Consider the following 22,917-nt stretch of genomic DNA (forward strand, 5'->3'; position numbering starts at 1 on the left):
GCTACTTAAGGGTTAGTTGTAACGACGGTGGCGTGGATGGGAAACTGTCCACGCCATTTTTATTTTCTAAACAGCATCTGTTTGGCGGCAATTAACGCGCCAGCCGTAATAAAAGCGCAAGCCAATCCAATCGCCCACGTGTATTCCGCAAAGCCCACCGCAATTAATGCCAGCGATGAAAACAGCGGCGCTAAATACGAAGCTGCGCCCAGCACCTGAATATCGCCATGCTTCATTCCATAATCCCACACGTAAAATGCGAAGCCTACTGGACCGAGCCCTAAGCATAAAACTGCTCCCCATTCCATCGCGTCAGCTGGCCAAACTGTTTGCTCTAACAAGCTATGTGCGATGACGGCGCAGATTGAAGTCGCCAGACAAAAGCCTGTCACTACATCGGTTGAGACCTCGGAAAAACGTCGTAAAATCACCGAATAACTGGACCATATCAGCGCGCAGAGTAAGGCCATCGAATAGCCAAATAAATATTCTGAGCGAAACTCAACCGCACTGCCGCCAGTCACAATCAAACCTGCACCCACTAAGCCTAACGAGCCGCCCACTAAATGATTCCAGCGCAGCCGTTCACCCGGTAACAACGCCGAAAATAAGATAATCAGCAACGGCCATAAGTAGGCGATCAAACCCGCTTCAATGGGTGGTGCATTTTTTAGCGCGGTGAAATAGGCAAAGTGATAACCAAATAGTGCGCCCACGCCAATCACCCATACCTTCACCGGCTGACGTAATGCGCGAATGGCATGCGGGCGGAATATCCAGCTAACTAAACCAATCATGCCACCTAAGGCAAAGGTCATTGCCATGAGTTGAAACGGCGGCACATTGCCACTGGCTGCAGTAAATAAGGCCAGTAACGACCATAGCAAAATAGCGATAAAGCCGATAAGGGTTGAAGCGGAACGGGTCATTGGGTCGGTGCTCGTTGGTTAAAGTGATCAAGTAAATCAGGCAGAGTCATAAAACGCTGCCACAATTGAGGGGGATAACTTTAACTGAAAACGAATGAGTCAATTGTGCTGAAAAGCCGATTTACAGATTCACGACGCCGAAGTTTTAACAGGTCATGAGGCGAAAAGGGATATGAGTCATTGATGAGCCAGTAAACGCTACAAGATTTTAGCGTGCCATCACGCTGCGTGGCGTTTGCCCAAAGTAAGCCGTGAAGCGGCGGCTAAATGCTGATTGATCCTGATAGCCGACTTTCTCCGCAACCAATTGTGCTGGAAAGTCAGTATTCGCCAGCAGTGCACGGGCTTTTTCCATGCGCTTCATTAATAGGTATTGTCCGCAGGTTTTGCCGGTTTGTTTTTTAAATAGCATTTTTAACTGACTTACGCTGAGGTTGGCGTGGCTAGCCAGTTCATCCAGCGAGGGGGATTCAGCAAGGTCTGCCGTTAAGCGCTCGAGTACGCGGGCAATGCGTGGATCAATTCGGGGGAGAAAGTCCTCTGTTTCCAACAGCTGCTTAAACAGCGTCATCATCGAGTCTTCCAGCGCCACATTTAAATGATGTTCCAGTTGAGCTTCGGCAAATTTACAAAAGTGCTGCAGGGCATTGGAAGTGGCAACGAATGGCGTGTTGATGCTGAGAAGGTTGGCCGGAAGCTTGCGAAGGTCTGCGACTAGAAAACGTGCTTGTTCTAGTGCCTTAAAGCTGTGGGTGACGCTGGCTTTAATAATGGCGCAATGACCAATGCCAACCGCATAGCACTTATCTCCTACCGTCATTTCAATAATGCCATGCAGCGGCAACACCAGTTGATGATAGTCGTGCTGATGAGAGTCTAGCGTGGGGTGATAGCGGCGGATTGAGAGTTTATCTGTCATGCCATCAAAAGTACCATAAATGATACTTCATTCCATGATTACATCGAGGGCAAAAACCGCAAGACCTTCTCTCAGTATCAACTGAAAGAAGAGGCAAAAGTTTAAGGCTTAATCATCCAAGCTATGCAAGATGAATTCCAAAAGGTTTCCACCAAGCGCTGGCAAGCACTTTCATACTTGATCAATAAAGGATGAAACATCGCTGGCCAGCGCTCTATGTCTTTCACAAACTTTCCGGTTAGCGTCTGCGGCTCAAAATGCTGCAATACTTCTGTCGACTCCATCACTTCCACATAGGTTTGTGGTACGCAATCCATCTGGCGATAAGCCACGGTGATATAACCTAAATATTGCTCGGTCGGTTTCAGATTTTCAGCGGTGACTCTGGCGCGGTAGTAGTAAAAGGGCAAACCTTGATAATCTCTGGTGATCTTGTCATGCGCCTTTAAAAAGGGCACCCCTTCATAATAATCCATGCGCAGGGCATCGCTTTGCCTGATGAGGTACATCTTGCCATAAACCCGTTCGCCGGGCGCGTGATCCGCCGAGGCAAAGCCGTGATCTTTGTAAAAACCACTTTGGGTAAAGCACAGGGCGGCATCTTCCAATACGTAGTCGAATGACTCGTAAATGGTCATGCAGCGCTCCTGTAAAATATCAGGGCTCAGGTTTGCGCCAAAGGCAAAATAATAGATTTTACGGTCATCTTGCGGGCGTAATAGTCGCAAGAGATTGGCCCATTCAAAACCTAGCTTCCACAAAAGAATACGTAGCAAAATGGCTGTCCTGATTTGGTTAAAAACGGAATCATAGCAGAGGTGTTCGTTGATTGGATAAAACACTCCTTTTGTCAGTCATATCACACCCCTCATGGCGACGGCTCTGAAGCTTCTGAGGGGATTCAACTAGTGTCTTATTATTAATTATTTGTTTTCTAATATTCAATAATAAAGGCATTAAAAAATGAGATTTAAACGACGTTTGATCGGCCTGGCACTGCTTGCGGTGCCTTACGGGCAGGCCATGGCTAGCCCTTGGCCAGAAGCCAATCCTGATAATGTGGCCACGGCCCTGGATCAGCCATTAACCATTGGCGTATTGAGTAACGACGTTGGCACTGGTTTAGAGCTGGTTGCCGTGAATACCATCACCACCGCTGGTGGCAGCGTAGTACTGAATAGCAATAAGCAAACGGTTAACTATCAACCGCCGTCAGGCTTTAAAGGCAATGATGAGTTTTGGTATGACTTTGAAGATGCAGAAGGGCGTGCCAATGCCGCGAAAGTGACTGTGAATGTGGGCGCTGAAACCGACATTGGTGAACGCCCTGAAGCATGGCCGGTGGCGGTGACCGATACTGCGAGCCTTGCCGAAATGGCAGCCATTATGATTCCGGTACTGGATAACGATATTGGTGTCGGTTTAACGCTCAAGTCAGTGAATGAGTGGAGCTTAAATGGCGGCAGAATCAGAATGACAGCTGACCGTAAAACCCTCAGTTATGAACCCCTGATCCCCACCAGCGAATGGCCTGCTACTGATGAGTTTTGGTATGTGTTTGAGGATGCTTGGGGCCGTACCAATTCCGCGAAAGTTACCGTGCTGTTGGGCTATGCTGACAAGCCTGAGGCCTGGCCAGATGCTATTGCTGATTCGGTGACCGTCAATAAAAACACTCCAACTAAAATTAATGTATTGGTGAATGACGTGGGTGAAGGCTTATCGCTTAAATCCGTCAATACCAGCTCAGTGAACTGGGGAACCATTAGCATTAATGGCGATAAAGCCTTGTACACGCCACGCTATGACTTCACCGGAGAAGATGAGTTTTGGTATGTATTCGAAGATGCCTGGGGCCGCACTAACAGCGCTAAGGTGAGCATTATGGTGAAAGCACCGAATGCCGTTTCCCTAAACGATACCGGCGCGCGCACCTGTGGCGACTATGCCTATGACACGGGCGAAGCTCACAATAATGACATCGCAGACTGCACCACACTCACCGATACTGATGGCGACCCAATCCCCGCAATCCAAGATGCGATGACCGGTCGAGATGTCACGCACAATGATGATAGCGATGGCATTGCAGGCTTCAGTTTTACCAAGCTCGATAATGATGGACAGCCATTACCCGCCGAGGCTGAAGACTGGGCATGTGTGAAAGACAATACCACTGGCTATATCTGGGAAAGTAAAAAGGGGAACGGCTTAGGTCGAAGCGCAGCCGGTTTGCACAGTGCTGATGACACCTACTTCTCGATTCAAAGTAACGGCGGGCCGTTTGCCAGCAATGTTTGCTACGGGCATAACGCGGATGACGTTAACACCCACTGCCATACTGATAAATTTGTGGATCGCGTGAATGCAGAAGCCTTGTGCGGTATCACTAATTGGCGCATGCCGATTCTGCCGGAGCTTGAATCATTAGTTAATTATGGCGATAGCGTGTCAGCGATTGATGGCACATTCTTCCCTGAAACAAAGATCGGCCGTTACGACTTGTACCTTAGCTCGACAGGCTCGGCAGAGGATTCACTGGTTCGGCGACGGGTTTCCTTCCATCACGGCGGCATGAGCAATACCCCGTATTACATCGGCAGCTTCGTGCGCTTAGTGAGCGATATCTCCCGTCCGGCACAGCCATAACCGCAAGGAAACAATCATGAATTATTTAACACAATCAGTCGCGGCGTTAGTGCTTGGCCTGAGTGCAAGCGTCAGCTTTGCTCAAACCTGTATCAGTGGCGCGACTCCCATCACGCCCACCAGCCGCTTTAGCCTTGAAGAAGACTTGGTGGTTGACAAACAAACGGGCCTGACCTGGCAGCGATGCGTTGTTGGGCAAAGTTGGAATGCTGCCACCCAAAATTGCGACGGGCTGCCATTGGCTAAAAACTGGAAAAGTGCCATGCAGGATGCACCGGAAGGTTGGCGCGTTCCTAATATTCGGGAGCTTAACAGCATTACTGAGTTTACCTGTGTGCGTCCCACCATCAACCTCACGGTTTTCCCGAATGCGCCCACGGATTTTTTCTGGAGCTCAACGCCGATGGTCAATGTTACTGATCCGGCGCAAGCAGGGATGAGTGCTTGGGGTATGTTTTACCTCAATGGTATTCCCGGTGGTTTAAAAAAGGATTCTGCGATTTATGTGCGGCTTGTGAGAAGTCCTGCAGAATAGGCTAGAACCTCAGCATTCGCTGAAACTATGGCGTGAATGGGAAACTGTTCACGCCATTTTTGTATCTGTACTTGGGCTAACACGCTGCTCGATTAGCGCTGTAAATGGCTTACCTGATTGATGATTCAGCGACTTTATTATCGTGAATAATTACATTTAGTGCATTAATAATACATTTTACGTGTCCTGTTTTTATTGTACCCTGCCTATTACTTAAACAATAAATGGCATTGCAGCATAATGTCTAAGGACAGACTGATGAAAAAAATCATTATCACGATGGTATTTTTAAGCTTTTGGAGCCTGTGGTTTATGCTCGGTCAGGGGCCTTCTGGTGAATGGGTCAGTGATCGGGAGCAGGCTATTGAGCACCTGCAATATAACGGTAGGCACCTCAAATATGTGAATGATGAACTAAAGAAAGATGAGCAAGTTGTGCTAACAGCGATTGGTAGTGATGCCAGTGCATTTAATTATGCGGATGAAGCACTGAAGAAGGAGGAGTCATTCTTATTATCTGCACTTTTGTATAATGGCGAGACTTTTGAGTACCTTGATGAGTCCTTTAAAACGGACAGGGACTTCGTGCTTGAGGCTGTTGATTACAATGGTCTGGTACTTGAGTATTTGTCTGAGCCGTTCAAATCCGATCGGGAAATTGTACTGATTTCCGTTAAAGATGACGGTTTGGCTTTGGAGTATGCACCGGAACCACACAAGTCCGATAAAGAGATCGTACTCGCCGCTATCGGGGATGATGGCCTGGCGCTTGAGTTTGCTCCCGAGTCTTATGCTAAAGATAAGGCTGCGGTCGTGAAAGCGTTGAAAAGTAATGGCCTTGCATTAGGCCTTGTTGATGAGCCTTTTAAGCAGGACCGTGAGCTTGTGCTAATGGCCGTTAACAGCCGAGGGTTAGCATTGGAGCGGGTTGACTCCAAATTTCAAACAGATAAAACCATTGTGATGGCGGCAATCAAGAATGATATCGATGCCACAGAATTTGCGGATACTTCATTATTAAAGGACCGTGCTTTCGTTCTGACAATCGTTGCGCTTAATGGGGATGCCTTGGCTTATGTTGACTCCTCTTTTTATAACGATGAGCAAGTCGTGCTGGCCGCCATTGATAGTAGTGGGGTGGGAGAAGCGCTACGTTATGCGGATGATAAATTTAAAAAAGATAGAAGCGTAGTACTCAGGGCGGTGGCCCAAAGCGGCTATGCTTTGGAGTATGCCGCTCCTCGTTTTCAAAAGGATCGAGAAATTGCGCTGCTAGCTTTAAAAGGGGACTCCTGGGCACCGTATGATTATATATTGGACTTTGTTGATGACGGTTTAAAACAAGATCGGAGCTTCATTCTTGCGGCAGCCGCACAAAACGGCGCAATACTTAAGCATGTTGATGCACAATTTAAGCGAGACAAAGCGATTGTGCTCGCCGCTCTAAAGCAATCTCCGGATGCGATTGAATTCATGGCTGAGTCTCTAAAGCGCGATGCCGATTTTTATCTGCAGCTGCTTGATAATGACGTATTGAGTACTTATGAGTTGCCCGAAGCGCTATACAATGAGCGGCGCATTATTCGCCGAATGGTGAAAGACTCTGATTACTCGTTTACAAATGCGGGTAATGACCTTAAAAAAGATAGAGCATTTGTATTATCACTGATGAAGGAAGATGGCGCGAATATCTTTGATTACATTGATGAGTCTTTAAAGTCCGATCAGGAGCTTGTGCGGCTTGCACTTGAGCATCACGCAAGTGCGCTTGAGTATGCTGATGAGTCGCTTCAAAAAGACCGGTCAGTCGTTCTGCAAGCAGTGGCTCAAAGCGGGATGGCGCTTGAGTTTGCCGATGAGTCGCTTAAAAAAGACCGGTCATTGGTTCTGCAGGCAGTAACTCAATGGGGGATGGCGATTCAGTTTGCGGATGAGTCGTTAAAACGCGACCGGCTCATTGTTTTACGGGCATTGTCTAATCAAGGGACGGCGCTTGAATTCTTAGATGATGACTTTAAGTCTGACCCTACCATCGTGCGGTTAGCGCTTATGAACGACGGCATTGCACTTAAGTCTGCAGCGCCTAACTTTCAACAAGATAGGGCAATCGTAAAGCAAGCTATCGCACGAAATGGTTTTTTGTTTCCATATTTGGATAAGCGCTTTAAGCAGGATAAAGAGATTGCATTGCTCGCGATTGACTTTAAGTGGGAGATGCTTAGAGAGATCGATAAGTCTTTATTAAACGATCGGGATATTATACTGCTTGCCTTGGAAAGGAATGCCAGAGCGCTGAATTTTGCCAGCGAGTCATTAAAAAATGATGAAGCTATAGTACTAGCATCTATGAGTAGCTATGAGTCGGAGTCCGTTATTTTTGACAAAAAATGGACGACTAACCCAGACTTTATGCGTAAGGCCATTAAGCATAACCCCGCTAATTTTGCCTTTGTTGATACAGCCCTCAAAGCTGATCGGAACTTTGTGCAGTCTGCCATTGAACTGGGCGCATCAATTGATGAGGATGTATCTGATGAGCTAAAGCAGGATCGGGAGTTAGTGCTTGCCTCGGTCAAAAATAATGGCTCTTCGCTTGAGTATGCCGACGAGTCATTTATGGAGGATAAAGACATAGTACTTGAAGCCATTCAGCAGACTGGTGAGGCGCTAGAGTATGCCGATGTGTCGTTTAGAAAAGACCGGGAACTGGTACTGATAGCTGCTAAAAATGATGGAAAAGGGCTGGCTTATGCGGACAAAACCATACAGGCAGACCGTGAACTGATGTTAGCGGCAGTTAATCAGTACAGTGGGGCACTTGCTTATGCGGATCAATCGCTTAAGAGCGATCGGGCAATTGTGTTGGCTGCGCTTGCTAATGATTCTTTAAAAAGTTATGAGGCTACCTCTCTGGAGTATGCTGATGCAGCCTTTCGCGCCGATAAAGATATGGTACTAGCGGCCATCCAAACTAAGCCTAACGCGCTAAAGTTTGCAGATCCGGCGCTTCAGGCGGATAAGGCCCTGGTTCTTGCCGCTGTTTCAAGGGATGGGACCACGCTTCAGTATGCCAGCAGCGCATTGAAAAAAGATCCGGAAGTTGTCTTTAGAGCCATTTCAAATTCAGGTGTTGCCTTGGAGTATGCCGATGAAAGCCTGCGCAATAACAAAGACATTGTGCTGCGCGCGGTCACTGATCTAGGAAACTCCCTTGAATATGCCAGCGATGCTTTGAGGGCAGATAAAGACCTCGCGTTGGTGGCTGTTAAAAATGATCCACGTGCTTATCAGTTCATCGGTGATTCACTGCTGGAGGATGAAGATATAAGGCAGGCTTATTTAAAGCGCTTTCACTAACGATTTTTATATTGCTTTGGGGTTGACGTTTTTGCCATTCCAGCCGTTCGGTGACTTGAGTGGCCGTGACTGGCTGGTTAAACAGATACCCCTGAGCATATTTGCAGTTACGGTGAGCTAGAAACTCTAATTGCATGGTGGTCTCGACCCCTTCAGCCACGATTTCAAGGCCAAGTGCGTGCCCCATGGCAATGATGGCAGTTACTAGTTCACGGCTCGCAGCGCTAACGGCAGTATCTTTGATAAAACTCCGATCGATTTTCAAAGTATCAAACGAGTAGCGGCGTAGGTAGCTTAATGAGGAATAGCCGGTTCCAAAGTCATCCATCGCCAAGCGAATGCCGAGATTACTTAAATCTCTGAGGGCGTCATCGATAAAGCTATGGCCGCTCATGAGTACCCCTTCGGTGATTTCCAGCTCCAGGGTGTTTGCCGACACACCACTAATCTGTAAGGCTTCGGTTATAAAATCAATCAGGTTTGGATCGCGGAATTGACGAGGGGAGAGGTTAACCGCGATGCGGAACTCACTGCCATAGATGGCTTGCCAATGGGTCACCATGCGCAGGGATTCTGTCAAAATAAATTGCCCTAGCGGAATGATCAAACCAGTGTGTTCGGCAATTGGAATAAATTCTTCGGGAGAAACGTCACCCAGTAGATGATTATTCCATCTAACCAGCGCCTCCGCCCCGATAATTTTGCCACTTTGAACATCCACCTGAAGTTGATACACCAGTCGGAATTCTTGTCGTTTCAACGCGCCATGTAGTTGTTCTTCCAGCGCCAGCTCACGTGAGACGCCACGGTTCATCGACTCAGTAAAGAAGGTGTAGGTATTACGTCCGGTTTTTTTGGAGCTATACATCGCTGAATCGGCTTTACGCAATAACTCAGAAGTACTGTCGCCATCCTCCGGAAACGCGGAGATACCGACACTGGAGGTCAACATCAGCTCACGGTCATCAACCTTGAAAGGGGTTCTGAATTGCTCAAGTAATTTTTCAACGGTGGGGATTGCATCATCGCTGCAGGTTAACTTTGGAAGAATAACAATAAACTCATCGCCACCTAATCGCGCTACAGTCCCTCCGTCACTCACAACGGTTTGCAATCTTTTTCCTGCTTCAATCAGTAGTTTGTCGCCTGTTTCATGGCCTAAGGTGTCATTAATCTTTTTGAAACCATCCAAATCCAAGAAAAATACGGCTAAAACTTCACGCTGGTTGTAGGCGTCTCTTAAGCCACTTTCTAACAGGTCGAGCGCTAGAAAACGGTTTGGTAAGTTGGTTAAGGCATCATAATGCGCCTTGTGGAATATTTCATTCTCTGCCTGTATGCGGTTGGTGACATCGGTAATGGCAAAGGTCATCACGCTTTCATTATTGGCCAAGGTTAGTTTGGCCACAGCCGCTTCAACGTAAAATTCCTCGCCATTTTTCTTGAGTGCAGTGACTGGTTTGCTGAGCATCCTCTGAAGCGATTTATCGTCTAACTTCTGAACCTCTTTAAAGTGATCCGTATGGTTTTTTCGGGCGTGTTCCGGGGCTAACGTTGTCATTGGCTGGCCAAGTATTTCCAGACTGGAGTAACCATAGATTGCTTCGGCCGCTTTATTAAATAGCACAATTTTACCAGTATCGCTGATGGCAATAATCGCGGCAGGAATGCGATTTAACAGATTATAGTAATGCTCTTTACTGCTAGTCAGCTCGCCGATGGTTTGGTTGAGCCTATCTTGTTGCTCTTCATTTTTTTCCAGGCTGCGTTTGAAGGCATGCACCGCATTGTATAGCTGGTGCATATTGTTATTTTTATTACATTGCTTTGGGAGCTTAACGTTCTTCTCTCCATTTGAAAGCCCAATCAATGAGTGATTGATCAGGTTAATTTCAGCGGACATTTTACGCGAAAAGAATAGGGCAGAAAGGATCATGACCCCCAGTAGTAAGGAGGTGAGAATAGTCAGTGAGGATTTATCATACAGCGAGCTTTCGATTAAGCCAGATTTCTCATTGAGATTTTTGATGTGATAATCAGACAAGGTCATGAAGTAACTATTGAGTTTCCACATCACTTCAACCGCATCATGCATTCGATCTTCTGCTAAGCCAGGCTTTACCGTCGAGAGCTCAATGGCATTAATGGTCTCATCTCGGTAGTACTTAAAATGAACCTTAATCTGCTCAAATACATCGATATTATCAATGGTCTGAGAGCTAGACCCAAGCGTCTTATTGAGCTGCTCTTCCAGTATATGTAGCTCATCCAGAATGACTCTTCCTTCCAGATAAATTCTCTCTTCGTCCGGATCGTCTTCAACGGTGTGCAGTAGTCGTTCAAGCTTTTCATGATTGAGCGATAGCAAAATAACCGTTCGGCTAATTTCACCAATTTGAGGGAGGTTAGACCCATCGATGTCTTTGAGTATATCGCTATGGCTTTGGATGGTTGCATTACTGCTGTAAAAAATAATTAGCGTGAGCACAACACCAACCAACGGTGCGACCAGAAAGCGACTGCGTAATGAAAGAGAGTCAAAAAGATGCATAAATTACTTCTCGCTCAACTGTAGTTCGAGGCTTTCTTTCCACTCATCCGGCTTGATCATTCCTTTAAAAATAAGCTCACCGTCGTGCTTTTTAAAGATGGCAATGACACCTTCCGGCTTTGGCCAGACGCCAAGTCCATCTTTAAGGTTGGCTGTGTGGCCGACAAACACTTGATTGTCTGTGCTCTCCTCTGTATTCAGCATCATGAAATAGAGTTGCTTGCCCAAGCGAGCGGCTTCCTCTTTACTCTTACTGATAGAGAACTGCAGATTAGACTCTACTGTAAATTCGCCAAAGGTTAATTCTGCGGACTCTTTTGTCCGGCAGTAAGGGCTTGATAGCACTTTGCCAATGGGGATCTTAAGGTCATGAATAATGCCGCCAATACTTTTTAGCTTCTCGCGGCCTTGCTTGGTCAGATTTCTTTGATTCTTACAGTTTTTGAACGTCTCCAGATGGTCATCTTTTTGGGTGACATCGGTTTCGCCATGGCGCATATACATAATATGACCGCCAGACTGTAGCGCGCTTATTAGTTCAGGCGTTGATAAAGGCTCTGGTGTGTCTGCCGTTACAAAGAGTATCGGCAGGCAGAAGCAGGTGGCAATGAGTGTTCTTAAGGCAGGATAAAAATATTGTTTCAATTTTTAAGTCCTCTCGCTAAATTTTAATAAATAGATGACGACAGTGGGCGAATGGTTTTTATTGTTATAGGCATGATGTCGCTGTTAATGAAATCTGATATGGGGGTATGAGCTTCATTAGCGGCAACAGTTCGCTTCGCACTGCTTGATCTTAACTGTGTTGCGGTTTGGTGATTATTATATGACTTAGCCATCTGAACGTAGGGTTTATGGGTGGTAAGAACAGACCGTAAACATCAATATGTGGACAGTTTTCAGACGTATAGTAGGAGTTGCTCTTAGTGAAAATCATTGGAGGCTACTTAATTATAATGTTATGATTTGGTCATAACTTAATTTTAGAGTTGGGCTATGGAAGGACTTGATGTTTTACTCAGCATGCATGGTGAGTAGGGAATTAATATGAAAGCAAGAATCGGAATAATGCCTGAAGCGCTGATTCGTATGAGACTGTTGGCTATTGCTAAGGGCGAATATACGCCTAAACCTAATGAGCCAAAAGTTTGGTACACATCATTAAATGCAGTCTCTCAAATTTTGAGACCAGAGAATATTGAACTATTACGCTTAATTGATGCCGAGCGGCCAGAGAGCCTAACCCAGCTGGCTGAGTTAACAGGTAGAGCTAAATCTAATTTATCCACCACTCTTAAAAGCTTAGCTGGAAAAGGCTTCGTTCGCATGGAGCAGGGGAAAGGGAAATCGCTTAAGCCTGTGGCATTGTTTACAGACTTTGAAATTGTGACAAACTCAGAGCTTGAGCATTATTTGTTACAACTTGAGCTAGACAAAGCGGCCTGACATGCCGTTACTTTTATTGAGATGGGTATGAGTTGTTTAAGGCTCATAAATCCAAAGAGAAGCACGCAGCCACAACGACTGCGTGCTCTATTACACTTTGCTATGGCTACAACATCAATGGATCTGTGACGCCTAACACATGAATAGCGAACAGAAGAATCAAACCAGCGGCCACGATATAGTAGATAGTCGGAATAATAGTCAGTCGCAAGGTTTGACCTTCCCGACCCAGCAAGCCCACTGTCGCAGAAGCCGCAACCACATTATGGATCGCGATCATATTACCCGCTGCCGCACCGACAGCTTGCCCTGCTACCATCATGGCACCAGAGACACCAATCAACCCAGCCGTATCGAACTGGAACTGTGACATCATCAGGTTTGACACGGTATTTGAGCCGGCAATGAAAGCGCCAAGTGCACCCACTGTCGGTGCAAACACGGGATAAATATCGCCAACACTACTGGCGACTAACTCCGCCATTGCTCTAGGCATGGATGGCAAATCGCCCATATTTACGCCGGAATTGATCAGGATACGTACCATCGGGATGGTGAATACTAAAACAAAGCCCGCACCGATCAAGGTTTTTGAAGACTCACTAACTGCTGCTGTTAGCTCAGAAAACTTCATACGATGCAGTAGGAAGGTAATCAATACTACCAAGGCCATAATACCGCCGGGCAGATACAGGAATTGAATACTTCCGGAGACGCCGGCCTCGCCCAAAATATCTTTCCAACCCAGCACTAAATTATCGGTGAAGAATGCCTTCACAGTTGGGTTAACACGAGATAGCACTAAAATTGCCGCTAATAAAATATACGGTGTCCACGCCAGACCAATAGCCATTGGCTTTTTCGCCGTTAGGCTATCCAGTTTGATTTCGATGCTACCCATCCAGTCCACCGGCCACTCTTTGGCATCTGCAAAGTCCCATTGTTTTTTAGGCACTAAGAAACCCGCTTTAGCCGCAGGTACAACAATCAACAGGCCAACCAGCGCACCAATCATCGACGGAAATTCAGGGCCCAGAAAGATGCCGGCTAGCGCATAAGGAATAACAAATGCCAGTCCAGCGAAAATAGCAAACGGAGCAATCGCTAAACCTTCCAGCCAAGACTTATTACGCCCAAAAAAGCGAGTCAGCATGACACACATAAACAGAGGCATCAGCACACCGATGACCGCATGGATGATGGCAACTTCTGAGGTGATTAAATGGTAGAAAGCATCCCAACTAGAGCCGTTGGCAACCAGCTGATCAGTTAAGCCAGCTTTATCAAGACCACCAGAAACACCGACTACAATCGGTGTACCGACTGCGCCAAATGAAACAGGCGTCGACTGGATCATCATACCGATCATGACCGCTGCCAAGGCAGGGAAGCCCAGCGCAACTAATAGGGGAGCGGCAACCGCAGCGGGTGTACCAAAGCCGGAAGCACCTTCAATAAAGCAGCCAAATAACCAAGCAACGATGATTGCTTGTATACGTCGGTCTGGGCTGATATTGGAAAAACCACCCCGAATCGCGGTAATCGCGCCAGAGTGTTTTAGGGTATTAAGTAGAAGAATGGCACCAAAAATGATCCAGAGAATCGCGCCAGTCAGTACCAAGCCTTGCAGTGTTGAAGCCAGTACACGGTTGAAAGTCATATCCCAAGCGAATAGACCAATTAGAGCAGTAACAATAAAAACAACCGGCATCGCCCGACGGGCAGGCCAATTTAAGCCAACTAACAAAATAGCAGCCAACACCAACGGTGCAAAGGCCAGCAATGACAACAAGGTTTGATTCATGACATCCTCCTAATGATTATTTGGTAATACCAATTATTTAAATTCGTCGATTGGTATTACCGAAGGAGTCTCTATGAAGCCTCTTTTTTTGTCAACAGAGTAGTGAAGAATTAATATTAATATTCTAAGTAATAGATTGAAGCCTTGTTACCGCTAACTATCAACAGATTAGCACTGATTTTGGGGCTGAGGCTTGCAAACTGTTCTCATCTATTTTAGTATCGCCTAATTGGTAAGACCAAATTTTCGATTGTAAAAAGCATAGGTTGTGAAATAGATTGTCTGACAACCGCTTGCCGTATCAAAACAGAGGAGAAATCATGAGTGTAATTTGTGAACTGGAAGACCTACGCCGACTTTATCACCGTCGGGTTCCTAAGATGTTTCAAGGCTACTGTGAGTCCGGCTCCTGGACACAGCAAACACTGGCTGAGAACACGAGTGATTTTAAAGATATTCGTTTCCGGCAGCGGGTCGCCCGCGACTTAACCCCACGCACGCTGAAAACCACGATGGTAGGCCATGATGTCAATATGCCATTAGCGATTGCTCCGGTTGGTTTATTAGGCATGCAGCATGCGGACGGCGAGATTCATGCCGCCCGGGCTGCTGAAAAATTCGGTGTACCTTTCACGCTTTCCACCATGAGTATTTGCTCGATGGAAGTGGTCGCTGAAGCAACCCAGTCGCCATTCTGGTTTCAGCTGTATGTGCAGCGCGATCGAGACTTCACCAAACAGCTGGTTGAGCGCGCTAAAGCGGTCGAATGCTCTGCCTTAGTGGTCACACTCGATTTACAAATTATTGGTAAGCGCCATGCCGATCATCGCAATGGGATGACGGCACCACCTCGCTTAACGATTCCGAATATCCTCGATATTGCCCGCCGTCCGCGTTGGGCGCTGAATATGCTGAAAACAAAAAATCGTGAGTTCGGCAATATCCAAGGCTGTACTACCGGCGTTGACGATATGGGCGATCTAATGAAATGGACCGCCAACAGCTTTGATCACAAATTAAACTGGGATGACATTAAGCGCTTCCGTGATATGTGGGATGGCCCGTTAATCATTAAGGGCATCATGGAAAGTAGTGATGCTGAAGAATGTGTGAAGCTGGGCGCAGAGGCGATGGTGGTTTCTAACCATGGCGGGCGGCAATTAGATGGCGCACGTTCATCGATTTCGGTACTGCCGGAAATTGTCGAGAAAGTCGGGAATGATATTGAAGTCTGGATGGATGGTGGTATTCGTTCCGGACAAGATATTATCCGCGCACGCGCGCTGGGTGCCAGAGGTGTGATGGTTGGCCGCCCGATGGTTTATGGCTTGGGTGCGATGGGTGAGGCGGGTGTGCAGCGCATGTTGGAAATATTCCATGAAGAAGCTGAGCTGACGATGGCCTTTATCGGGCACCGGGATATTGAATCAGTCTGTGCTGATGATATTGTAATGGGGCGTTAAGCCGCTCTGTAGTCCTGATTTTGTATTAGGCGGAGCATTATAAGCAGGGGTGATGTCAGTCTGCCGAGTAGGAAATACTTGGCGGACTGATTTTCCTTCTGGATAATTAATATTATGTTAAAAGATGGTGCCATCGACTACTCATGTCTAAGGTGCACCGCTTTTGCTGAGAATTTAAATTAATGCTCTCTATCTTCATCAAATCCTTTAAAAACTGGTTTAGTAACGACCCATTTATGCACAGCGCTGCAGCGGCTTATTACGCCATTTTCTCTTTCCCCGGCTTACTGATTATCACTACCGCCGTTGCGGCATTTGCCTTTGACCAGCAGCAGGTGGAAACCGAGGTCATGGGCAAAATCAGTCAGATGTTAGGCGCTGAAACGGCGCAAAATATCGGTGAAATAGTCGAGGAAACGCAACGTGAAAATAGGGATGTCTGGGCTTTCGTGATCGGGCTGTTAACGCTATTTTTTGGCGCGACAGGTTTATTTGCTCAAATACAAACCTCGCTAAATCATATTTTTGAAGTCGAGGTAAAAGAAACGGCCGGTGTTTGGAGCTTTATCAAAACCAGACTCATCTCGTTTGGCATCATTCTGATCTTGGGGCTTTTGTTGTTGATGTCACTATCGTTAACGGCGCTGATTACTTTGTTGAATGATTGGATTTCCTTGAGCTTTTCGGCGGTGTTTTCGGCGCTTATTTTTGTGGTCAATATTCTGATTTCATTTTCTATTGTCACTGTGCTATTTACCTTGATCTACAAGATTTTGCCGGATGCTAAGCTGGCATGGCGCTCTGCATTGATGGGTGGTGTGGTTGCGACTATTTTCTTTAAAATCGGTGAGCAGGTACTGAATTTATACTTTGAGATGGCAGAGCCTGAGTCCAGTTTTGGCGCGGCGGGGTCGTTGGTATTGCTCATGTTGTGGGTCTCTTATTCCTGCATGATTCTGTTTATGGGGGCTGAGTTTTGTAAGGAATACGAGCAGGATAAATACGGCCATGCCATTACGCCGAGCGAGATCGCTGAGCACAGTGAATAGATAGCAAAAAGGCGAAGACCATGCCGATCCTCGCCTTTTTTTAATGGTACTTAAATCAGGCTTACCACTTCATTTCGCCCATGTGTACTTTCGCACCAATATCTAGCGAAAGCGGGGCTTCTGGCGCAGGGTAGGCTGCCATCATTTTCTCGATTAGCTCTGCGCTATTGCTGCTGGATTTCTTGGCTTCATTAAACGTTTTCAGGTAGTCCTGAGTGTGTGTAATGGTTGCGGCAGTCAGCTCAGTGCCGGCTTTCATGTGGCCAGGCACCACGATTTCAGGGTTCAGCGCCAGCATTTCATCCAGTTGTGCAGTCCATGCATTCAGCGACTCATCGGTTTGACTGTCAGCGGTCCAAACGTGCATATCGCCGTAGATGGCAACATTACCCAATATCGCTTTGCTGTCGGCAATCCATAGGTAAGGGCGGTCGGCCAATTCGCCGGTGGTGCCGCGAATGTCGATCGTGTGGCCATCCAGCGTGATTTGGTCTTTGTTATAAGCCGATGGCACGACGGGATTGACCGGTGCATTTGCGCCCATTTTTGGCCCCCAAAATGCAATCTTACCTGCCAGCTTTTTCTCAATTTCTGCTTTCACTGCTGGTGTGGCGATAATCTGTGCTTTTGGAAATAACTCGTGCAACACTTCAGCGCCGAAGTAGTAGTCAGGATCGGCTTGGCTGATAAAAATCGTTTTCAGTTCTTTGCCAGAGTCCATGACTTTTGCGGCAATTCTCAGCGCATCGGCTTTGGTAAATCCAGCATCCACCACCATGGCTTCGGTATCGCCATACACAACGGTGGAGTTCACATTGAAGCTATTGTCATCGGCGTTGTACACATCAAATTTCAGAGTGGATGGCGCGGCAAATGCGGTGTTGGCGGCTAATAATGCGGTCGTAGCTATCAGGCTTAATGTTTTCATTGTCTGTTTCCTTTCAGGGGAGTGATTCGATGGAGTGAATCATAGTGAATTGTTATGCTCAGAAAAATGCCTGATAATGTGCTTCATTGTTTCTTAAATCGTGCAAATAAATGGATAGATTAATCGCCGCTAAAGTGTTTGTGGATGTGGCTTACACGCGAAGTTTCACCAATACTGCTGAACGCTTAGAGGTGTCGCGCCCCATGGTGACGCGCTATATCGAAGCCATGGAGGATTGGTTGCAGACACGCTTGCTACACCGAACTACGCGCAAGATTTCATTAACGACCACAGGCGAGGCTTGCTTAAAACAAGTTGAGATTTGGCTGGAGCAGGCTGAGGACTTGAGTACCTTTGCTAGGCCGAGCGATGAGCTATCCGGCAGTATTCGCCTCGCGGTGAGTATGTCATTCGGCTTTTCGCAATTAATGCCAGCGGTGCATGAGTATATGCAGCGGCATCCCAAGGTGAGCATTGATATTGACTTGCAGGACTCGGTCACGGATTTAGTCGAACAGCGCATCGATCTGGCGATTCGCATTGCCTCGGCTCCAGACCCTTCGCTCATCGGCAAACCCATCGCCGTGTGTGAGTCGGTGCTGGTGGCATCGCCTGATTATTTGGCGGGTAAACCAGCCGTTCGGGTACCGAGTGACCTGGTGGGTCATGACTGCTTGGGCTATAAAAACTTCGGACGCCATGTGTGGCACTTATCTAAAAAAGAGCAGTTTGAATCGGTGGATATTGAATGCCGCTTAACGGCGAATGAGGCGACGGCTTTGCTACATGCCGCCCTGTGTGGTGCGGGGATTTCATTACAGCCAACCTATCTGGTGAATGGCTATATTAAAGCAGGGCAGTTGGAGGCATTACTGCCTGATTGGAAGCCGAATGATATGAAGGTGTACGCCTTGTACTCCTCGCGCAAGCATTTGCTGCCTACCGTGCGGGCTTTAATTGACTTCCTTGAGGATTACTTTCGGCGCAATGCTTGGTAGTTTTGTGCTTCACTCACGGCCAAACAAACAGGCTTCGCCACTTTCCAGCCACAGGGGATATTTAAGCATGGCCCGCGCAAATAAGCGGCTTTGTAAGTGATGATCCAGCCAACGCTGTAAGTTGGTATACGGCTCATCCCGAAACAGTTGCCGATTCACTTTGGAGAACTGACGCACAAAGGGCAGCAGGGCGTAATCCAGCAAACTTGGCGTTGGTCCCATCAAAAATTCATGCTCCGCTAAGCGACTTTCCAAGCGTTGAATAAATGGCTCACAGGCTAATCGGTCAGCCGCTTCAGCCTCATTATGAAATCGCTTGGAGCGTTTGTATTTTTCTAAGCTGGGCTTAAATTCATCATCATTTTCGGTGATGACTTGAAGCATTTCAGCTAAGGCGTCAGGCTGGTCGGAATACAGCAAGTTTTGCGGATCATTCCGTTTGAGCGCCCAGAGCATAATATCCAAACTTTCATCGACGATGGTATCAGCATCGACCACTAACACCGGCACAGTGCCTTTCGGCGAGTCGATTAACATCTCTTCCGGTTTATTGTTCATGGTGATTGCACGAATCATCACCGCCTGCTCAGACAGCAAAATCCCCAATCTCGCACGCATCGCATAAGGGCAATATTGCAGGGAGTACAAGATCGGTAATGCTGTGTCTGGAGCAGTCGTATCTGTCATAAATGAGTGACTCAATAATCCGTTGTTAAGTAGGCCAAACGCATCAGCCGTTAAAGCCCTTGGCTGTACTGCGCGTTAGTCGAGACGGTAATCATTTTGCTTAAGTGCTGCTGTGCCAGCATCGGGTCGCTGTCATCACGTTGGCTAATAAATTGCTCAAAGTATTTAATCAATTGCGCCTTATCCGGCTCCGCTTTTGAGCCTGCACCTATATTGGTGAGGTCAATAAAGAACTCATCAAATAAGCCCGCTAAATCATTCACGATGTCGAAATTTAAGAACTGCTCATCGTTGTAAATACTTGGGTAGCCGCCGCGTTGTTTATCAACCGCAAACGACACGCCTTTCACATTGGTGATGGTGGTCGCCTTTTTGCACTTCAACATGCAGCCATCTTCAATGCTTGGCTTGTTGCAGCCCACGGTTTGCTGGAAGAAGCACTGGCGGCTAGTCATCATCAAAATCGGATGATAGATGCTGTAGAGCAATTTGAAATTATCAGGGCGTGCAATATTGCGAATCTGCAGTTGATTAATCTCATTAGAAATAAAGGCACCGGCGCAGTTTAATTCTTCTTTTAAGGTCAGCAGCGCGTAGGAGTTGGTGGTGTTGAGGAATGGTCCGGCAATCCACTCAATGCCCATTTCATAAGCTTTATAAGCAACCCCGGTGTTATTACTGACAATGCGCTCAGGGCGAACGCGCTCCAGCAAGCGCACAGATTCATCGTAGTCCTTGCCGATTAATACTGCGGGGAACCATGGGATCAAACGCGGATTTTCTAAAAAGATATCGATGTGTTTATCGCAGTCTTTTTTCCAGCTTTCAGGCAGCTTGAAATACACATCGGCTTCGGTGAGATCGCATAAAAGAATGTCTTTTACATCCGCAATCAAAATCGACATGGATGGCGTTGCAGAAGCGGCGGCTTTTACTTCAAGCTTAGGCACTTCGACATTTGGAATCAGCGCCACCGAGTTATTGAGTAGGGTAGCGGCTTCATTTTTCAGTGCGGTTAACTCTTTTAGTGGCAGGCTTAGATCGGCGGCTAAATCAGTGCAATCAAATTCCTCAAGCGCATAGTCACTAGTGGCGAAGTTCTTGAAGCTTTTCTCCAGAACGGCTTGAGTGATCGACAGTTTGTTCGCCACGCTGAGGGTGGATTCGGTGTGCAGGGTGTAAGTTTTATTAGTCTCACCGCTATCCATGCTATCCATGTTATCGCCACCATCGCCAATGGTCATGGTTAAGCATAGAGGCTCATCCAGCTTGCCAGAGAAGCGTAGCGTTAGCGCGAGTTTGGCAATGCTCAGGTATTTGATCTTTTCAGTAAGCTCATCGCCCAACGCATTCTTTTTGGAATACAGGTCTTTTTTGACTTCATCGATGTGCTTAATGGAGGTTGCTGAATGAATCTTAACCGCATGCTGAACACTGTAGTCACGAGGGCTATCAATGAACATATCCTTGGTCAGGTCGCCCTTTAAAAATGAGTTGGTAAAGTCACGGTTAAACACGCGATGCAGGTTGGAGTCATCTGACAATAACTTACCCGTTGCCACAAATTGATCGACCTGCTTGCGCCAGGTATCGGTCACGGTATACACGTAATGTGCGCCCTTAATGCGACCTTCAATTTTCAAGGAATCGACCTTTGCATCCACCAATTCCGGCAGATCAAAGTAGGCGGAGTTGTCTTTTAAATTCAGCGGGAAGCGATGCCCTTCAGCGGTGATCTCATATTCATCACGACAGGCTTGGCTGCAACGTCCGCGATTACCGGAGTTACCCACGCTCACCGAGCTGGAGTAGCATTGACCGGAAAATGCAATACACAGTGCGCCATGTACAAACACTTCGGTCAGCATATTGTGATCATGGGCCAAGGCCGTTAATGATTTTATCTCGGGAAGGTTCAGCTCACGCGATAAGTTCAAACGGGATGCGCCAATTTTGGCCAAGAACAAAATCTGGCCTTCATTGTGCGTGGTCATTTGAGTGGAGGCATGGATGTCGAGTGTCGGGAAGTACTTCTTAACTAAGTTAAAAATCCCCAAATCCTGAACAATGATGCCATCAATACCGGAGTTAACCAGCTTATTTAACAGCTTGATCAGCTGGGGTAACTCCTGCTCTAAGATCACCACGTTTAAGGTTAAGAATACTTCGCAATCGTATTTGTGTGCTAAGCGTAAAACGCCAATCAACTCATCGTAGGAAAGGTTGGAGGCACGGTTGCGCGCGTTGAACGCATCTAAACCGCAGTACACCGCATTCGCGCCGGCAATTACAGCGGCTTTAATGGCTTCAACATCGCCACCGGGCGCTAATAACTCAATCTTTCTACTCATTGTGACAACTCGCTTAATTCAGGGTACTGACTGTGCAGTCTATTTGGAGCTGAAGTTTAGCGGGAAGCTCGCGGTATTGCTATGTGGCAAAGTTATAACTCCGTAATGATGACGCGATGCGGCTAGATTTCTTTAGCAAAATCCTCACAAGCAAAACTTGAGTTGCTTAATTTTACGGCTATCGACAGTTTGCTGCCAATCGTCCTTAGATGGATTCAAATTGCTCAAGCGACCCGTTAAACAACGTATACAGTAAAACTTTTACTGATTACATGGGTTCAGAAATTGCGGGGAGCATGCTCTATTCCTAAGCTTCGTTATCTCAACTAAGGATAGTTAAACATGGATTTAATACGTCAAAATGTCATAAAAGAAATGATCGAAAGCGTCGGCCAAGCGACTTGGAATGAGAACATGTTGTTTGTGGGTGAGCTGGTTGATTTGGTTAAAAATCACAGTATTAAACAGCACCCGATTGTGGCTGATTTGGGGGATAGCCAGTTCACATTGCAGCAGATGCAAACGATGCACATGGAGTATCGTGAAATCGTGCACATCTTCACCGATGCTTTATTAATGGCACAGTTCCAATCGAGCCGTGTTGAAAATGTTATGAAGCCAGGCAGCAAGGCTTATGCTCGATTTTTACTAACACTGAACACACTGGATGAGTTTGGGTTTCATTACAAAATCGGCGAGCCATGCCATTTCCAAGGCACGCCTCAAATGTCTCATTTGATCCTGTTTGAAAACTTGATGACAGATCTGGGGATTACCGATGAAGACAGACAGGTATTTGAACCATCAGCGATGACGATGAAGCTTAAGCAGTGCTTCTTGGCGGCTTATGATGACTATCCATTACTGCTGACCTTACTGGCCATTGCTGAGGAGATTGTGATGATCTTTAGCCCTGTGATGCGCTTAAATACTGGTGCGCTGGGGATTCCGGTTGAGAAGGGCTACTACCAAGTACATGGGGTGTCTGATGATGAGGAGAATAATGCTTGTGATGACTTCCACCAGAATGATCTGTGGTTGATTTTGGCGCAAGGGGCCGGTGGCTTTGATAAGGAATCGTTGAAGGCTAATACCCAAGAGTTTATCGATCTTTGGGAAGATTTTTGGTCGCAGAGCTTTTCGGTGAATGAGATCGCGTCGATGCGTCGTCCAATATCGCAGATTGGTGAAGTGAATCAGGCTGGGGCTGCGGCGCATTGATTTAGGCGTTTTTGGCTTTGAGTGAGTCGT

General features: G+C 46.9%; 17 protein-coding genes. 8 read left to right on the top strand and 9 right to left on the bottom strand.

Translation table 11 applies throughout. The annotated features are described in order from the left end of the window. Positions 1 to 59: 59 nt before the first annotated feature. From yddG to LEUMU_RS0103960, 3 genes are all read right to left on the bottom strand, one after another. The gene (yddG, locus tag LEUMU_RS0103950; RefSeq protein WP_022950976.1) at positions 60 to 929 is read right to left on the bottom strand and encodes an aromatic amino acid exporter YddG; all 870 of its coding nucleotides are present in this window, start codon (positions 927 to 929) and stop codon (positions 60 to 62) included. 208 nt (positions 930 to 1,137) lie between these two features. Then, entirely contained in the window at positions 1,138 to 1,848 is a 711-nt protein-coding gene (locus tag LEUMU_RS0103955) for an AraC family transcriptional regulator (RefSeq protein ID WP_022950977.1), read from the bottom strand. 101 nt (positions 1,849 to 1,949) lie between these two features. Further along, positions 1,950 to 2,624 carry a gamma-glutamylcyclotransferase family protein gene (locus LEUMU_RS0103960; protein ID WP_022950978.1) on the bottom strand — a complete coding sequence of 225 codons (675 nt, stop codon included), beginning with the start codon at positions 2,622 to 2,624 and terminating at the stop codon, positions 1,950 to 1,952. Between the two features lie 187 nt (positions 2,625 to 2,811). Here LEUMU_RS0103960 and LEUMU_RS27755 point away from each other — a divergent pair, with 187 nt between their 5' ends. The 3 genes from LEUMU_RS27755 to LEUMU_RS0103975 all read left to right on the top strand — a co-directional run bounded on the left by LEUMU_RS27755 (position 2,812) and on the right by LEUMU_RS0103975 (position 8,389). Continuing rightward, positions 2,812 to 4,497, top strand: a complete 1,686-nt coding sequence (locus LEUMU_RS27755) for an Ig-like domain-containing protein (RefSeq protein ID WP_022950979.1) — start codon at positions 2,812 to 2,814, stop codon at positions 4,495 to 4,497. 16 nt (positions 4,498 to 4,513) lie between these two features. Then, a complete protein-coding gene (locus LEUMU_RS0103970; protein ID WP_022950980.1) occupies positions 4,514 to 5,032 on the top strand; it encodes an Lcl C-terminal domain-containing protein in 519 nt (172 codons plus the stop codon). A 258-nt stretch (positions 5,033 to 5,290) separates the two neighbouring features. Beyond that, positions 5,291 to 8,389, top strand: coding sequence for a DUF4116 domain-containing protein (locus LEUMU_RS0103975; RefSeq protein ID WP_022950981.1), 3,099 nt, complete (start codon positions 5,291 to 5,293; stop codon positions 8,387 to 8,389). On the opposite strand, the gene LEUMU_RS27760 is transcribed toward LEUMU_RS0103975, so the two are convergent. Next, positions 8,325 to 10,940 carry a sensor domain-containing protein gene (locus tag LEUMU_RS27760; RefSeq protein WP_022950982.1) on the bottom strand — a complete coding sequence of 872 codons (2,616 nt, stop codon included), beginning with the start codon at positions 10,938 to 10,940 and terminating at the stop codon, positions 8,325 to 8,327. The two genes, LEUMU_RS0103975 and LEUMU_RS27760, sit on opposite strands and share 65 nt — an antisense overlap. 3 nt (positions 10,941 to 10,943) lie before the next feature. Next, positions 10,944 to 11,585, bottom strand: a complete 642-nt coding sequence (locus LEUMU_RS0103985; protein ID WP_157474256.1) for a histidine phosphatase family protein — start codon at positions 11,583 to 11,585, stop codon at positions 10,944 to 10,946. Positions 11,586 to 11,987: 402 nt separating this feature from the next. Here LEUMU_RS0103985 and LEUMU_RS0103990 point away from each other — a divergent pair, with 402 nt between their 5' ends. Next, positions 11,988 to 12,386 (top strand): HVO_A0114 family putative DNA-binding protein, encoded by a 399-nt coding sequence (locus LEUMU_RS0103990; RefSeq protein ID WP_022950984.1) that lies wholly within the window; start codon positions 11,988 to 11,990, stop codon positions 12,384 to 12,386. Between the two features lie 106 nt (positions 12,387 to 12,492). Here the strand turns inward: LEUMU_RS0103990 and LEUMU_RS0103995 are convergent, their stop codons facing one another. Then, complete coding sequence (locus tag LEUMU_RS0103995; protein WP_022950985.1) at positions 12,493 to 14,190, bottom strand: L-lactate permease; 1,698 nt, start codon at positions 14,188 to 14,190, stop codon at positions 12,493 to 12,495. A 320-nt stretch (positions 14,191 to 14,510) separates the two neighbouring features. On the opposite strand from LEUMU_RS0103995, the gene LEUMU_RS0104000 reads away from it, so the two are divergent. Together LEUMU_RS0104000 and LEUMU_RS24545 are read left to right on the top strand one after the other, a co-directional pair. Next, on the top strand, positions 14,511 to 15,653 hold the full coding sequence (locus LEUMU_RS0104000) for an alpha-hydroxy acid oxidase (protein WP_022950986.1): 1,143 nt from the start codon (positions 14,511 to 14,513) through the stop codon (positions 15,651 to 15,653). A 182-nt stretch (positions 15,654 to 15,835) separates the two neighbouring features. After that, a complete protein-coding gene (locus tag LEUMU_RS24545) occupies positions 15,836 to 16,702 on the top strand; it encodes a YihY/virulence factor BrkB family protein (protein WP_022950988.1) in 867 nt (288 codons plus the stop codon). A gap of 61 nt (positions 16,703 to 16,763) precedes the next feature. Here LEUMU_RS24545 and LEUMU_RS0104015 read toward each other — a convergent pair whose 3' ends face one another. Further along, entirely contained in the window at positions 16,764 to 17,630 is an 867-nt protein-coding gene (locus tag LEUMU_RS0104015; protein ID WP_022950989.1) for an MBL fold metallo-hydrolase, read from the bottom strand. Positions 17,631 to 17,740: 110 nt separating this feature from the next. Between LEUMU_RS0104015 and LEUMU_RS0104020 the strand changes: the two genes are divergently transcribed. Then, positions 17,741 to 18,628, top strand: a complete 888-nt coding sequence (locus tag LEUMU_RS0104020; RefSeq protein WP_022950990.1) for a LysR family transcriptional regulator — start codon at positions 17,741 to 17,743, stop codon at positions 18,626 to 18,628. A gap of 9 nt (positions 18,629 to 18,637) precedes the next feature. Here LEUMU_RS0104020 and LEUMU_RS0104025 read toward each other — a convergent pair whose 3' ends face one another. Both LEUMU_RS0104025 and LEUMU_RS0104030 read right to left on the bottom strand, forming a co-directional pair. Further along, positions 18,638 to 19,315 carry a glutathione S-transferase gene (locus LEUMU_RS0104025; protein WP_022950991.1) on the bottom strand — a complete coding sequence of 226 codons (678 nt, stop codon included), beginning with the start codon at positions 19,313 to 19,315 and terminating at the stop codon, positions 18,638 to 18,640. A 50-nt stretch (positions 19,316 to 19,365) separates the two neighbouring features. Continuing rightward, positions 19,366 to 21,666 (bottom strand): peptidase U32 family protein, encoded by a 2,301-nt coding sequence (locus LEUMU_RS0104030; protein ID WP_022950992.1) that lies wholly within the window; start codon positions 21,664 to 21,666, stop codon positions 19,366 to 19,368. Positions 21,667 to 22,008: 342 nt separating this feature from the next. Between LEUMU_RS0104030 and LEUMU_RS24550 the strand changes: the two genes are divergently transcribed. Further along, positions 22,009 to 22,887 (top strand): hypothetical protein, encoded by an 879-nt coding sequence (locus tag LEUMU_RS24550; protein ID WP_022950993.1) that lies wholly within the window; start codon positions 22,009 to 22,011, stop codon positions 22,885 to 22,887. Positions 22,888 to 22,917 lie beyond the last annotated feature (30 nt).

It is taken from the genome of Leucothrix mucor DSM 2157 (genome assembly GCF_000419525.1).
Classification (GTDB): domain Bacteria; phylum Pseudomonadota; class Gammaproteobacteria; order Thiotrichales; family Thiotrichaceae; genus Leucothrix; species Leucothrix mucor.